The 14,522-nt window shown below is 31.7% G+C and carries 19 protein-coding genes; 3 read left to right on the top strand and 16 right to left on the bottom strand.

The features are described 5' to 3' along the window. The first annotated feature begins 52 nt into the window (after positions 1 to 52). The 3 genes from Q4548_RS15325 (at position 53) to Q4548_RS15315 (ending at position 1,786) form a co-directional block, all read left to right on the top strand. Positions 53 to 553 carry a DUF6702 family protein gene (locus Q4548_RS15325; RefSeq protein ID WP_303456499.1) on the top strand — a complete coding sequence of 167 codons (501 nt, stop codon included), beginning with the start codon at positions 53 to 55 and terminating at the stop codon, positions 551 to 553. Continuing rightward, positions 546 to 1,118, top strand: a complete 573-nt coding sequence (locus Q4548_RS15320) for a HupE/UreJ family protein (protein WP_303456496.1) — start codon at positions 546 to 548, stop codon at positions 1,116 to 1,118. Before Q4548_RS15325 ends, Q4548_RS15320 begins: the two co-directional genes overlap by 8 nt. A gap of 326 nt (positions 1,119 to 1,444) precedes the next feature. Next, positions 1,445 to 1,786 carry a hypothetical protein gene (locus Q4548_RS15315; RefSeq protein WP_303456493.1) on the top strand — a complete coding sequence of 114 codons (342 nt, stop codon included), beginning with the start codon at positions 1,445 to 1,447 and terminating at the stop codon, positions 1,784 to 1,786. Positions 1,787 to 1,958: 172 nt separating this feature from the next. On the opposite strand, the gene Q4548_RS15310 is transcribed toward Q4548_RS15315, so the two are convergent. The 16 genes from Q4548_RS15310 to Q4548_RS15235 form a co-directional block, all read right to left on the bottom strand. Further along, a complete protein-coding gene (locus Q4548_RS15310; protein WP_303456491.1) occupies positions 1,959 to 2,780 on the bottom strand; it encodes a class I SAM-dependent methyltransferase in 822 nt (273 codons plus the stop codon). A 30-nt stretch (positions 2,781 to 2,810) separates the two neighbouring features. Continuing rightward, the gene (locus Q4548_RS15305; protein WP_303456489.1) at positions 2,811 to 3,737 is read right to left on the bottom strand and encodes an aldo/keto reductase; all 927 of its coding nucleotides are present in this window, start codon (positions 3,735 to 3,737) and stop codon (positions 2,811 to 2,813) included. 85 nt (positions 3,738 to 3,822) lie between these two features. Beyond that, positions 3,823 to 4,545 (bottom strand): hypothetical protein, encoded by a 723-nt coding sequence (locus tag Q4548_RS15300; protein ID WP_303456486.1) that lies wholly within the window; start codon positions 4,543 to 4,545, stop codon positions 3,823 to 3,825. A 592-nt stretch (positions 4,546 to 5,137) separates the two neighbouring features. Next, positions 5,138 to 6,679, bottom strand: coding sequence for a YdiU family protein (locus Q4548_RS15295; protein WP_303456483.1), 1,542 nt, complete (start codon positions 6,677 to 6,679; stop codon positions 5,138 to 5,140). A 10-nt stretch (positions 6,680 to 6,689) separates the two neighbouring features. After that, positions 6,690 to 6,959 carry a GNAT family N-acetyltransferase gene (locus tag Q4548_RS15290; protein WP_303456480.1) on the bottom strand — a complete coding sequence of 90 codons (270 nt, stop codon included), beginning with the start codon at positions 6,957 to 6,959 and terminating at the stop codon, positions 6,690 to 6,692. A gap of 2 nt (positions 6,960 to 6,961) precedes the next feature. Beyond that, positions 6,962 to 7,501, bottom strand: a complete 540-nt coding sequence (msrA, locus tag Q4548_RS15285; protein WP_303456477.1) for a peptide-methionine (S)-S-oxide reductase MsrA — start codon at positions 7,499 to 7,501, stop codon at positions 6,962 to 6,964. A gap of 1 nt (position 7,502) precedes the next feature. Then, complete coding sequence (gene msrB / locus Q4548_RS15280; protein WP_303456474.1) at positions 7,503 to 7,943, bottom strand: peptide-methionine (R)-S-oxide reductase MsrB; 441 nt, start codon at positions 7,941 to 7,943, stop codon at positions 7,503 to 7,505. Between the two features lie 241 nt (positions 7,944 to 8,184). Further along, complete coding sequence (locus Q4548_RS15275; RefSeq protein WP_303456470.1) at positions 8,185 to 9,072, bottom strand: zinc-dependent peptidase; 888 nt, start codon at positions 9,070 to 9,072, stop codon at positions 8,185 to 8,187. A gap of 228 nt (positions 9,073 to 9,300) precedes the next feature. Further along, positions 9,301 to 10,080: a type 1 glutamine amidotransferase domain-containing protein gene (locus Q4548_RS15270; protein WP_303456467.1), complete on the bottom strand. Its 780-nt coding sequence runs from the start codon at positions 10,078 to 10,080 to the stop codon at positions 9,301 to 9,303. Positions 10,081 to 10,159: 79 nt separating this feature from the next. Further along, on the bottom strand, positions 10,160 to 10,744 hold the full coding sequence (locus Q4548_RS15265; RefSeq protein ID WP_303456465.1) for a Crp/Fnr family transcriptional regulator: 585 nt from the start codon (positions 10,742 to 10,744) through the stop codon (positions 10,160 to 10,162). Between the two features lie 138 nt (positions 10,745 to 10,882). Further along, positions 10,883 to 11,629, bottom strand: coding sequence for a GNAT family N-acetyltransferase (locus Q4548_RS15260; RefSeq protein WP_303456462.1), 747 nt, complete (start codon positions 11,627 to 11,629; stop codon positions 10,883 to 10,885). Beyond that, positions 11,626 to 12,075 carry a DMT family transporter gene (locus Q4548_RS15255; RefSeq protein ID WP_303456459.1) on the bottom strand — a complete coding sequence of 150 codons (450 nt, stop codon included), beginning with the start codon at positions 12,073 to 12,075 and terminating at the stop codon, positions 11,626 to 11,628. Before Q4548_RS15255 ends, Q4548_RS15260 begins: the two co-directional genes overlap by 4 nt. A gap of 53 nt (positions 12,076 to 12,128) precedes the next feature. Continuing rightward, positions 12,129 to 12,728: a Crp/Fnr family transcriptional regulator gene (locus tag Q4548_RS15250; RefSeq protein WP_303456456.1), complete on the bottom strand. Its 600-nt coding sequence runs from the start codon at positions 12,726 to 12,728 to the stop codon at positions 12,129 to 12,131. A 27-nt stretch (positions 12,729 to 12,755) separates the two neighbouring features. After that, positions 12,756 to 13,238 (bottom strand): GDP-mannose mannosyl hydrolase, encoded by a 483-nt coding sequence (locus Q4548_RS15245; protein WP_303456453.1) that lies wholly within the window; start codon positions 13,236 to 13,238, stop codon positions 12,756 to 12,758. A 287-nt stretch (positions 13,239 to 13,525) separates the two neighbouring features. Then, on the bottom strand, positions 13,526 to 13,966 hold the full coding sequence (locus Q4548_RS15240) for a hypothetical protein (protein WP_303456451.1): 441 nt from the start codon (positions 13,964 to 13,966) through the stop codon (positions 13,526 to 13,528). A gap of 58 nt (positions 13,967 to 14,024) precedes the next feature. After that, positions 14,025 to 14,522 (bottom strand): DDE-type integrase/transposase/recombinase (locus Q4548_RS15235; RefSeq protein WP_303456448.1); only part of this gene is annotated, 498 nt, incomplete at its 5' end.

The following is a 14,522-nucleotide window of genomic DNA, read 5'->3' as shown; positions in this document are numbered from 1 at the left end:
AACCTCTCTTTTAACTATTTAAAAGAGAGGTTCTTTATTAAAAAAGTATACAATGAAATTGTTTTTAAAAATAGTAATAGCACTGCTCTTAGTTATTTCTGGAGTCAGTACACAGGCAGCATATCATCCTTTAAAAATGACTTTTAGTAAAATGATACTAACAGAAGATCATCATGCTGAAATTACAACCAAGTTTTTTTTAGACGATCTTACGGAGCAAATAAAAAACAAATATCGCTTGGTAAATGTCGATTTTTCGTCCAAAGAAACCAATGGAATACAATGTTTACAGAGGTATTTAAACTCAAACCTATACGTACGTCAAAAGGATGAAAAAATAGAGTTTAAAATAATAGAAACATCATTTGATGAAGACCATAAGGTGTTGATTGTAACTTGTAAATCAGAAAAAAGGTTTGATGAAAAAAAATCATTTGAATTGTACAACACCTTGTTTTTTGAGGTGTTTTCTAATCAAGTAAATCATCTCAAATACAACGGAAAAGAAAATCGATTTAATTTGAGGCAAAAAAAAAGAGACTTTTATGAATGATTTTCTGTTTTATACAAATCAAGGGATTTCTCATATTTTAGACATCAACGGTCTAGATCATTTGTGTTTTATTATCTCTTTTAGTTTGTTTTACACGTTTAAAGACTGGAGAAAGTTATTAGGAGTTGTTACGGTTTTTACAGTTGGTCATTGCATAACACTTGTTCTTTCGGGGTTTAATATTGTTCGCATAAATTCCGGTTTGGTAGAAACGTTGATTCCTATTACCATTATGATTTCTTGTCTTTACAATTTTAAATGTTTGTTTTTAAAAACAAAACAACAACAATCTAGTCTTTTTACTTACGGGGTTTTATTGGTTTTTGGCTTGATTCATGGTTTAGGTTTTTCTAATTATTTAAGAATGATGCTTTTTGAAGAGGATTCAATATTAGTTCCTCTTTTTGGTTTTAATGTTGGGATTGAAATTGCTCAATTGTTAATTGTTTTGCTGTTTTTAAGTTTTATTTTTATTTCAAATAAAATTTCTATAAATAGAACTTTTGTCCTGTGGTGTGTTAATGGAATAGTAACATTGTTTGTAATTAAGCTTTTGTTTTTTTAACGTTTGATACTAACAATTTGGACTTTCCAATATTCTTTTTATTTATAATCCAATAAAAAATGAAACTATGCAGATTGGCTGCGTAGCGAGACTGTAATCTTGTTAAAAATAAGATTGTTTTGTAATGTGTTGATTTATTAAAATTTAAGAGTTCTTTTTTGGGTTTAGGAATATAAATCGATAATTTGTGTAGTTGATAATTATCCGTACAAGGGTTGATTTGTGTCTATTTTCAAAAATAAGACTTAAAAATATTAGGAAATTAACATATGTAGTCTTAATATTAATATAGTTAGCATGGGATTTTTTAATTTTAAAACAAAAAAATGGAAAGAATTAAAAAAAGAAAAGCTTTTTTTGAAGCGTATTTTCATGAGATGAATGTGGAAAGATATGTTTGCCAATCTTGTGGGTTTACCACAGTCGTCAGTGAGATTAGCTCTAGTGTTTGTCTAGTTTGTAATTCGGTAAATACAAGAGGAAATGAAAAAAATAATGAGATCTCTAATCAGAAAGAAAAAGTAGCATTAGAGCAAACAACAGAAGTGCCTAAAGAGACAGAGGTTACAACTTTAGTTGATTACAAAAACATGCTTGCGAGTATGGATGCTTATGATGAATTTGTTGCAAATCATTATCCAAAAGAAATTTGGAAAAAGAATGAATAATAAAATTCAAATAAGTAATGGTTTCATTCAGTATTTTTTTGAAAACTGTCTAAAGATTTCTTTTTTAGACAGTTTTTTTATATTTAGAAGTTTTATTTTTTCCAAATAGAGATCAAAAAAAAATTGTTTTTACTTAGTATTTAAAGCGTAATTTATGGAGACGGGCTTCCATCTATTTTTTTGCCACCAACATCATGTGTGGGCTAAAGGCTAATAATTCTTCGTTGTTCTCAGTGATTTTAGTGAGTTCTGCCAAGTTTTTTTGATTTTTTTTGTGCAACATATTTGCAAAATAATCTTTGTCTAACCAAGTAATTCCTTCTACAGCAACTAGATTTATCAATTGTAGATCTTGACTTAAAAATTCTTGTTTTAATTCAGTCGGTTTGTGATAATATGCTTCTGCCAACAACCACGGATATTCATTAGGTGGCAAATGAATTCCAGTAGTTAGTTCTTCTTTACACATATCAAAAAAAGGTTTTTTATGAATCAATCCCTGAAGCAAACCTACAATTGTAGAAGCTGCGTGATTGATGGCAAAACCTAAAATAATTCCATCTTTCTTTAAGACTCTTTTGGCTTCTGCAATAGCCTCCAAACGATCTTCTTTTTTTTGCAAATGATAAAGAGGACCGTGTATGATTACCAAGTCAGCAAAATTGTTTTTAAAATCTAAATGTTGTGCTTCGCCTGCTATAACTGCAAATTTATTTTTTAGTTTGTCTGCTCTTTTTTGAGCAATTTTTAAGTGTTTTTCTACAGGCTCTACCATGTATACTTCATGACCTTGTTTGGCTAGCCATTCGGAATATTTACCAGTACCGCCACCTACATCAATGATTTTAGCATTGGGTTTAGCAATATATTTTAGAATAAGTTCTTTGATGCGTTCAAACTCAAAAATTCCCATTCCTTTTTCTAGTCGGGTTTCTTCAGAGGCTTTGGTGTAAAAGACATCTATGTCTCTACTTATTAAATCTTTTTTTTTCATGAGATTGGTAAGAAGTCTTTAAAATATAGTTTAGTTCCAAGCTAAAGATTTTCGGTTGGCCCAATAATTTTCAGGTTTTGTACCTAATGTTTTTAAAGAAATAATTTCGTTGGGTGTTAGTTCTAGTTGTAAGGCTTTTAAATTGTCTGTCAGTTGATCTTTAGAAAAAGCTCCACTTAGTACTACAAACGGCTGTAAAGTATCTATGATAAATCTAAGCGCAATGGCATCAATACCTACATTGTATTTGTCTGCTAAATCATTCAGAAGAGGAGGACAGTTTTTAAAAATAACTCCATTAGCAACCCCTTCTTTGATGACAATTTTTTTACCCAATTGAATTAAATTTGTCAAAGTTTCAAAAGTACTTTGTTCCAATACATTGTACGTAACTTGAAAAACATCAAATAAATATTGTTGATTGATTTTAATTTCCGAAGCTTCTTGTAAAATAGTGCTTTGGTTAGGACCGCTTGTTGTCAAACCAATAGACAAGCCAGTTTCTTGTTTAATTTGAGCTAGTTTTTTTAATACTTTGCTGTTTTCCAATACTCCACTTTCTAAGGTAGCAGAATGAATTTGATAGACTTTTAGTGCAGGTAACATTTCTTCGGATGTTTCCCATTGTTCTAACAGTTTTTCAATACTATGTTCCTTTATTTCGTGGGCACCTTTGTATCCTAATTTCCAATTGGCAACATAAGTATATCCCCATTTGGTAGCTAATTGAGTGTCTTTGTATTGAGTAGAATCTTGCCATTCTTTTAAAAATGCTTCCCCTTTTCCGTAAGACGGAGCAGTATCAAAATAACGAATACCAAGGTTGTAGGCTGTTTGTAGCATAGCCAATGCATTTTGTTTGAAAGCAATTTCACTTTTATCTATTTGTGAATCTTCTTTAAAATTGATGTATTCTGGTCTTCCCAAAGCAGCAAGACCTAAGCCGATTTTTGTCATACACCAAATTTATCAAATTGAACACAAAAAAAGAGCTGATTCTCAATAGAAAATCAACTCTTTTTATAAAAAATAAATCAAACGATTATTTTATGCTTACTGGCTTTACCACTTCTTTGTTAATGATTTCTTTCCAAGTACTTCCAACAGGTCTTATAGACAATATAATTTGTTTTCCTTCTCCTTGTGGAATTCCATCTTTACTCCAAGCTGTTATTTTAACTGTACCTGTACCTTTTTCTACTTTTTTAGTAGATCCTGCAATCCATTTGTTTGTTTTAGGATCTTTAATTTCAATATTAATTTCTCTATTTTCTTTAGCAGAATATTCAACTTCAAAAGAAACAGATTTTCCTCCGTTGATAGAATTTGGTTGGTTTACAAAAGAAACACTATCGTCTAAAGTTTTTACACCAGAACCAATTGTAAAAGGTTTTATAGCTTGCTTATTGATCGTTTCTTTCCATGTAGAACCTTTTGGTCTTATTGAAACAGTTAAAACATAATCACTACTTTTTTCAAAACCCTTTTTAGATTTGATAGTCATTGAAATTGTTCCTTCTCCTTTTTTTACTTTTTTAAGCTGTCCTGCAACCCATTTGTTTGTAGAGACATTCTTTAATTCTAAATTGATTTCTCTATCCTTTTCTGCGTTATAGCTTATTTCAAAAGTCAAAGCTTTTTGACTTGGAACGCTAGTTACTTTTTCAACAAAAGCAACTTTGTCTTGTGCAGATGCGTTAGAGAAAGTAAGTGCTAAGACAATTGTTGCAATGGTGCATTTGATAAAAGAGTTAATTTTCTTCATTTTTAAATGGTTTTTGGTTAATTTTTTGTGAATTAATTAGTGAATACCATAAAAATAGTCAGAAAGAGATGTGTTTATGAACAACGTATCGTTATATATAAGACACATATGATTACTAGGTGTTTTTTTGTTGTTAACTATCTGTATTTGATTGGTTTGGTTTGTTTTTAGATGTGGTTCTTAAGATTGATTTAAAAGTGTTTTTAATTTAGGTTCAATATTTGTTCTACAAAATAATTAATTTGTATTAGTACAACTACTGTTTTGTTGAGGAATTTAAGGTGATAAACGACAATACTTGCGTAATGAATGGTTTTGAGAGTTTTTTTCTGAATTGTTTTTAAAAGAGTTGAGGTGTGTAGCAGGAACTATTCCTTTCAAAATTAAATTAGTACTCATGTTTTCCTACCAAAATAAATGGAGATGGTTTCTATGTGAGGATAAAATCACCATGCAAAAAAGAAAGAACAGTTCAGTTGTATGTAGGTTTTAAGCAATTAACGTTAGGAAGTATATTTTTTAAATTAAATTAAATTTTATTTTGATCTTTAATTTGTTGCTCAGTTTTATACTTTCTGATTTAGAAACTTTTTTATGAACTACAACTCAACATAGAGCAACCTACTTTATTTTTTGCCCAATCAGGTCTTTTGGCAAACCACTTTTGGAGTTCTGGTTGTTCATCATATGGATTTTGTAGCAAAGTATACAATTCATCTATCAAACTGTAATCACTTTCTTCAGCAGCATCAATAGCCAATTGAGACATGTAGTTTCTCAGTACATATTTAGGATTGACTGCATTCATTTTTTCAATTATCTCTTCTTTAGGAATGTTTTCCTGTATCAATCTTTGTTGGTATTGCTCAAACCAAACTTGCCATTCTGTTAACGTTTCTCCTTTCAATTCTTCAGGAATGTAAAAAGCCTCTAAACAATCTTCTATTTGAGATGCTGTAGCTAACAATCTAAAAAAAAGAGTCATGTCTGTTTCTACTCGTTTTAGATTGGTTTCTAAAGACTGAATCAAAATAGCATCTTGTTTGTTGGGATGTTGAATTCCTATTTTAGCACACATCATTTCTAAATTTTGTGTTTCAAACTGTGTTTTGTAGCTAGCCAATGCTTCTTCTAAAGGTTTTGCATCTTCTGTCAATGTATAAAACGTATTTGCCAGCTGGTACAAGTTCCACAATCCAATATTGGGTTGTTGTCCATATCGGTAACGTCTATTTTGGCTGTCTGTAGTATTGGGTGTCCAATCAGGATCGTAATTGTCCAACCAACCATAAGGACCGTAATCTATAGTTTGTCCTAAAATAGACATGTTGTCCGTGTTCATAACTCCATGTACAAAACCTACACGTTGCCAATGCACAATCATTTTGACGGTAGCATTTACAACTTCTTGAAACAATTGCGCATAACTGTCTTTGTCATTTTCTGTTAAATGAGGAAAATAATGGCGAATGGTGTAATTCATCAATGCTCCTAAAGTAGCTTTGTCATTTCTAGAAGCAAAAATTTGAAAACTACCAAAACGGATAAAACTTTCGGATACTCTAGCAACAATAGCTCCAGGTTCGTATGTAGCATTTCCATTGTAAAGCATGTCTCTTAACACTTGATCTCCAGAAAGAGACAAAGATAAAGATCGGGTAGTAGGCACTCCCAAATGATGCATAGCTTCAGCACATAAATATTCGCGAACTGACGAACGCAATACAGCCAAACCATCTGCAGTTCTAGAATAAGGTGTTTTTCCTGCTCCTTTTAGTTGTAAAGTGTAAGAAGCATCTGTTTGTACTTGAAATAAATTAATTGCTCTACCATCACCTAATTGACCAGCCCAGTTTCCAAACTGATGTCCACCATAACACATGGCATAAGGTGCCGTGTTAGGATATATTTGATTCCCAGTTACTAAATTTAAAAATTCTTGAGTTTTTAAATCTTTTTCTTCAAAACCCAACTGTTTGGCCACCTCTTTGTTTGCATGCAACAATTTTGGTGCTTTGGTGTTGATGGGAGTAGCTAGTGAATAACAAGCATTGTCTACCTGACGGGTAAAGTTGTTAGGGTTGCTATCCGCAGGCAATTCACTGGTAAAGGTATTCTGAATATTTAATTTCATGTATTCTTTTTTAGGAAATGATGGATTTCCATTTTTCGCTTCGTTGTGCAATCAATTTTACATAACTACAAACAGCAACAGCTTTGTAACCTTCTTCGGTTAGTTTTTCAAACGTTTTTTCTACCAATTGTTTTCCAATTCCCTGACCGCGTAATGCATTGGGAACTTCGGAATAGGTAAGGTACATTTTATTGTTTTTAAGAACGTAGTCTACTTTTGCAATGGCACCATTCACGTTTAAAATAAACCTGTTTTGTTCTTTTTGATGTTCTATTTCCACAATTAAAATTCTTTTAATTGTGCTGCGTGTAGTTTTCTCAATTTGTTCAATTTAGGAGCTACAACCATGGCACAATATCCCTGTTCTGGATTTTGTTTGTAATAATCTTGATGGTAGTCTTCGGCATCAAAATAATTGATTAAAGGACTGATTTCGGTAACAATAGGATCGTCAAAATATTGCTGTACATTTTGTGTCACCTGTTCTGCAACTGTTTTTTGAAAATCGTTGTGATAAAAAATTACAGAACGGTATTGTGTTCCTTTGTCTGCACCTTGTTGATTGAGCGTGGTTGGATTGTGAGCGGTGAAAAATAGAAATAAAATTTCTTCGTAAGAAGTAATTTCTGCATCAAATTCTAGGCGAATCACTTCTGCGTGACCTGTCAAACCAGAACATACTTCTTTGTAGGTTGGGGTTCCGGGTACACTACCTCCGCTATAACCAGAAATGGCTTTTACAACTCCTTTCACTTCGTTAAAAAAAGCCTCTACACACCAAAAACATCCTGCTCCTAATGTTGCTTGTTCTAATTTGGCCATTTTATTTTTTGATTAAAGATTCAGAGTTTACGCAATAACGCAAACCACTTGGTTCTGGTCCATCAGGAAATACGTGTCCCAAATGACTGTCACACACATTGCATTGTATTTCTACTCTAGATCTACCACGAGAATCGTCGTTTAGGTATTTGATAGCGTTGTCTTTTACAGGCTGTGTAAAACTTGGCCATCCGGTACCAGATTCAAATTTAATAGTGGAGTCAAACAGTTCACTTCCGCAACAAAGACAGTTGTAAATTCCAGCTTCGTGACTAGAACAAAATTCTCCTGTATGTGGCATTTCTGTACCCGACAAGCGAGTGATGTTGAATTGTATTGGTGTCAGAATTTCTTTCCATTCAGATTCTGTTTTTTCTACTCTGTTTTCTGGAGTTAAGTTTCCATAAACGGTAAAGTTCATTATATCTTTCCAAGTAAGCATATGGGAATTGTTTTGTGTATTAGTAGTAAAAGTAAGCAAAATCTTACAGTATCAAAAAGCGATTGGATGAAGTATTTTTAGAAATTGCAAAGAAAAATAGAATAGTTTTATAGGCTTTTATATTGTAAAAAGCACAAATTGTACTTTTGTAAATGATAGAATGATGATTCTAAAAAAAGCAATTCAGAAACATATTTGAAACATGGTTTGGATATTTTAAATTTTATAGAATAAAACTGATTTATGCATAATGTGAACTTCCACAACACTTTTTAAATTTTTTTCCACTATTGCAAGGACAAGGAGCATTTCTACGGATTTGTGTATTCTTTTGCATTAATTTTCTAGAAGACATTTTTTGATGAAATATACTTTCTAGAATTTCATACAATTCAGGGTGTTTTCTTTGTAGCAATTGGGGTTGTTCAAAAAAATACTCACTGGCTACAGAAAAAAATTCAGCATTGTTGGTTCCTCCATAAGGATTGATGTCAGATGTTCCATCGTAGATTTCTTTAATTTTTTTATTGATAAGATCAATCCACGGAATGGTGTATTGTTTTTCTAGCAATAAAGACGGAATGCCATCAATAGTGCCATCAGATTTGTCAATCAAATGAACAAATTCGTGAATGGCTGTATTTTTTTTATCGGTTTCGTTTTCAAATCCACGTTTTAGAGCCAGTTTGGACAAAATCATTTTGCCTTCCATATAGCCATTTCCTACCAAACCTAGAATATTTCTGTCAGGACCTTCGGTTTCAAAATTTTTATTAAAGCTATTTGGGTACACCAAAACTTCATTAATGTTGGTGTATTTCCAATCGTCAAAAGCAAAAATAGGAATGATAGCACTGGCAGCAACAAGAATTTTGTCTGTATCGTCTACTGTGGTGCTGATGCCTGTAATTCTACAGTTGAGTAAAAATTCTTGAATCTTAAATTCAAATCTTGTTTTTTCTGTTTTAGAAAGTGCTTTGTAAAAGCTCACATATTTTATTAGGATGTTTTTCCAATCTTGAGAAAAAGGTTCTTTAGGAAGTTGCCACACGGCTTTTTTTTTTTGCTTTCTAAACGACCAAACACTATAAATAGTTACAATTAGTATAAGAGGTAATATTAAATTCATATGTGGAAAAGTAGTTGAAAAATCAATAATTTATTAGAGAAAGAGGTTGTGTTTTAAAATGATTTTAAGATGTAATTTTTTAAATCACAACAAAGGCAAAGTACAATTTTATTTGATGTTTTGTTACACATCCTTAAAAATGAATGTTATTTTACAGAACAAAGGCTGTCTGAACATAAATTTCAAACAGCCTTTGCTAAGCATTGTATTTAGAATAGAGAGACGTTTTTAGTTCAATTTTTTGAACAATAATTCTGCAACTTTTTCTGAAGAGGCTGGGTTTTGTCCTGTAATTAACAATCCATCTTCTATTGCATAAGAAGTCCAGTCGTTACCTTTGGTGTAAACACCACCATTTTCTGTTAGCATATCTTCTACCAAAAATGGAACTACATCTGTTAATTGTACTGCAGCTTCTTCGGTGTTAGAAAATCCTGTAACTTTTTTTCCTGTAACCAAAGGTGTTCCGTTTGTGTTTTTGGTGTGTTTAAAAATTGCTGGAGCATGACAAACAGCTGCTACAGGTTTGTTGTTGTTGTAAAAAGACTCAATCAACGCAATAGAGTTTTTATCTTCAGACAAATCCCACAATGGTCCATGTCCACCAGGATAGAAAACAGCATCAAAATCTGCTTGATTTACGCTTTCTAACCTAACGGTTTTTGATAAAATGTTTTGAGTTTCTTTATCCTCATTAAATCTTATGGTAGCTGGTGTTTCAAAATCTGACAAAGCACTTTTAGGGTCAATAGGAGGTTGCCCACCTTTTGGAGATGCCAACGTAATTTGTACTCCTTTGTCTTTTAATAAATAATAGGGAGCCGCAAATTCTTCAATCCAAAAACCAGTTTTTTCTCCAGTATTTCCTAGTTTATCATGACTAGTTAATACAAATAATACTTGTTTTGTTTGTATGGTAGCTGTTTCTTTAGTTTGTTTCTTTTCTGTTTTGTGGTTGCAAGATGTAAGTCCAATAACTACTGCAATAGCTACAAATAAGTTGTTCATAATTTTAAGGTTTTATTTCTAATAATTGAAGCAAAGGTATGTGGAGATTTATGTGTGAAAATTGATGTAGGATAATAAATTAAGATTTTGAAATTTTCTTTCTAATTCTACTCAAACTTTCGGTAGTAATTCCTAAGTAAGAAGCTATATGATAGTTTTTTACACTTTGCTCAATATCGGGATATTTGTTTAAAAAGGCATTGTATCTTTCTTGTGCAGACATGGACAAACTGCCCAAGATTCGTTTTTGAAAATTGGCAAAACTTTTTTCCATTTTCCTTCTAAAAAAGCTTTCTAGTTTAGGAATTTTATCAAACAAAACTTCCATGTTTTCTCTAGATACTTTGTAAATGGTAGCTTCTTGAATGCACTCAATACTCACAATGGCTTGAGTACTGGTGAAAAATGCTGTATAATCGCTAATCCACCAATCTTTAATGGCAAATTGCAAAGTGTGTTCTTTCCCCATTTTGTCTACGGAATAGGTTCGTAAACATCCATTACAAACATAGTATTGATGGTAAACCACATCGTTTGCATGCAATAGAATTTCTCCTTTTTTTAATTTTCGAAGTTCAAATTTAGAAGCAATTAAATCCTGCTCTTCATCGGTAAATGTAAGGTCTTTAAAAAGGATAGATAAGGTAGTTTTTTTGATACTCATACACTGTATAGCATGTTTGAATGAGAGTTTAAAATTAAGGATTAAATTTAGTTAGTGCGTGCAAATTTTTCCTTTGTTTTTGAAAATTTAAAGCCGTAATTATACTTTTTTTTGATGATTTTATTTAAGAAAACCCATTTATGATTGTTGTATCCATCGATAATTTTTAATAACAAACTCTTCTTTAAAACCTAGTTTTAGGTAGATGTTTTTTCCCATGTTGGAAGCTTGTAATGTGATGAGTTCTGCATTGTTTTCTAGAGATGTGTTGATCAACAATTTCATGATTTCTGCTGCATACCCTTTTCTTCTCATAGCTGGGGGAATTCCTACAGAATGGATTCCAACAACTTTATTTGTGGTGTGTGTAATGGCGGTTCCTACGGCTGTATTCTTGTCATAAGCCAAGTAGTAACAAATACTTTTACAGGTTTTTACAATGGTTTCTGTACTAATTGCATAGCCAAAAGATTCTTTAAATAGGGTTGACCACAATTCAGCTTCGTTCAAATTAGTTACTTGTTTTAGTAGAATGCTTCCGTTTGTTTTTAAAGGTTGATTGGGTACTAAAGACATTCCTATCTGTTCAAAAATAAAAGCAAAGCCATTGTGTTCTAAAAGTATTTTTTGTTTGGTATTTAGCTCATTCCAAATAGGCAAGGTAATGGTTGCGTTGGTTGTGGCTATTTTTTGTTGAATGCTTTCTAAAACATTTTGAGTGATGTTTGGTACTCCCCAAATTCTATTTGGCCATTCAGAATGTTGAATTTCACAGAACTCAAACTCTGATGTTTTTGAATAGACGTTAAAAATATTTCCGACTGTTTTCCACAGAGAAGTTAAATTTTGAATGTTCTTGGTACTGTTTTTTGTTGTTGTTTTCATTTCCAATTGATGATAAAAATTCCACTAATCATTGCCAATACACCTATCATTTTTTTTACCGTAATGGGTTCGGTGGGTAAATTTAACCAGCCAAAGTGACCTGCAATTACAGCAAAAAGTATTTGTCCGCACAAACCAAAAGAAATCATGGTGGCTACTCCTAATTTAGGAATGGTGTAATAATACAAACCAATGCCTAGCACACTAAAAAGTCCTCCTGTAAACCATAAGTAGAAAGGAATTTGTTGAAGTTGCTGTGTGGTTGGATAGTTTTTTACGCTTACCAAAACAAATAAAAGCGCAAACAAACAACTAATAAAAAAAGCGACCACTGATGCCAATAAAGGATTTTTTAATAGCACACCTAAATGTGCATTCAAACCTCCTTGAGCTGCTAAAAAAATGCCTCCTGTAAAAGCCAGTATAGATAATGTGTATTGATTCATGCAGCAAAGTTGAACCAATAAAACAAACCTTGCATGTACATATGTTGATTTTGCTATTTTTTTAGAGCTTTTCTAATTCTGCTTAACTGTGTGGGTGTAATACCTAAGTGAGAAGCAATGTGTTGTTGTGAAACACGTTTGTCTATACTAGGATGTTGGTTCAATAATTTTTGGTAGCGTTCACTCGCATTTTCCATCACCAAAGAAATTTCTCTTTGTTCTTTTTCAACAATCCAATTGCGTTCTATGTAAGCAATGTAAAAATCTTTCAGGTCTGAATTTTGAGCAATGAGTTGTTTGTATTTTTTAAAATTTAGGTTGATGAGTGTACAATCTTCCAACGCTTCTATGGTAAAATAGGAGGGAGCGTTTAGTAACAACGATACCTTAGTGGCTGCAAAACTTTTTTCTAGAAAAATATTTTTAGAATACGAACTTCCTTGTTCATCGGTAATAAAAGAGCGTAAAATTCCCTCACAAATAAAATGGATGTTTTTAGCAGTTTGCCCAGCATTTATTAAAATATCTCCTTTTTTAAGAAATTGAAACGTAGCCATTTCTACTATTTGCTCCCAAGTTTTTAGAGATAGCGGAGCATACGCATTCATGGATGTTTTGAGTTGTAACAAATAAATTTCGGAAGTGTTTTGCATGGATTTGGGTTTCGCTAAAATTCTTTTTTATTGATAGTTACTAAAAGGAGCATGTCCGTTAAAGTAGTTTTTAGTGTTTGTATGAACGTCTTTATGTGCTACTAGTTCTTCTTTACTAGCCCACCAATATTCTGAATGTTGTGCTTTGGGTAGAGCTGTGTTTTTTTGTTTTATTTTTATATGAAATGCATTTACAATATAATGAGTTCCAAAATCATCGGTATCTGCAAAGTTTGTGGAATACAGGTGTTCATACAACCCTACATAAGTAGCTTCTGTCAGGTTGATAGAAAATCCCAATTCTGCTATTGCAATGCGTTGGAAAGCTTCTACAAATGCTTCATTTTTTCTAATGATACCCCCAGGAACAAACCAAGTATGTTTTGCAGGGTTGTTTAAGCGATAGCCTAATAATATATTGCCCATGGTATCTTCTATAATTAAATCTATAGAGATCAAAGGAGTGTTTTTAACCACTTCTGTATATATTTTTTCAGGAAGTCTTTTCATCTGTTGTGTTTTATAATCTAAAGTAAATATAAGAATTCTTTGTGCTAGTTGATTTTTATGAATAACAGAGAAATTATAATTTTTGTAGTGTTGTATGTATATAAAAACCTCCCATTAGAGTTGCTAATGGGAGGTTTTGGTTTGTGTATTTGTTTATAAAAAAAATTATACAGATAAAGTGAACAAGAACAAAACTTTGAGAAAGCACTAAAAATATGTATTAAGTTTAGGTTGTGTTGGCTGTAGTAATTTTATTTTCATAATAAATCAGGGATTGTAGATTTTTTTTAGACTCCAGTATTATCTCCGTAAATTTCAATCATTTTCTCAAGCTGTAAAATTGTTGATTTAATATATGATTGGTCACTTATTATTTCAAATTCAAGTAAATTATTTTCGTGATGTTTTTCAATAAATTTTCCTTTTAAAGTAGCTTTTCCGAATTTGTCAAATGTTAAAACCGAAACTAAATTATTCTCATACGAGCTTAATTGAGCTTCCCCTTTTAAATTTTCATAACACTGCTTCAATTTTTCATAAAAGAAATATAAATCTCCTGTTGAAATCCAAACTAGTCCTTTAACATTGTAACTTGATGCTTTAATTTCGATTGAACTTTCTGTGTCGTATCCACCAAATGGACATGTTGTTTCAGGGAAATTAAAAATCTTTTGAGTATTGATTTTTAAGTAATTTCCATTTTCTCCATATATTAAAATTTCTATCATTATTTTATTTTTCAAGAATTTTGTATCGTCCTGAAATAGGTTGACCTTTTTTGATGTTTTAAAAGGTTAATAATTCCAGATTGATTTTATTTCTTCGATACGATTTGTAGTTAATATTTTGATTTAAGTGCACGTGTTTTGGAGTGCATAAATCAAGACTACAATGTGGACGAAGATTGTTATAAATATCGATAGCCTTTTTGGTCATCGTTTTTGCTAATTTAAGATTTTTTATGATATGTTTTAGACCATATTCATATTTTAAAGTTCTGTTAATTCTTTCAGCAATTGCATTTTCGTAAGGATCATATTGTTCTGTCATGCTCATTGTTATTCCATTATCTTCAGCAAATTTTGTGTAAGTAGTATTACAGTATTGTATTCCTCTATCCGAGTGATGAATGATTTTTTGCTTGGGATACTTTCTGTTTTTAATAGCCATTTTAAGCGCATCTAAGCAGAGTTCTGTCTTCATATTGTTATCTATCTTATATCCCATAATTTGCTTAGAATAAGCATCTGTTACTAATGCTAAGTATGCATGTCCTTTATCCGT

The organism is Wenyingzhuangia sp. 2_MG-2023 (assembly GCF_030548295.1).
Lineage (GTDB): Bacteria > Bacteroidota > Bacteroidia > Flavobacteriales > Flavobacteriaceae > Wenyingzhuangia.
Note: the sequence above shows the minus strand (reverse complement) of the source record. Positions and strands in the feature narration are given on the sequence as shown.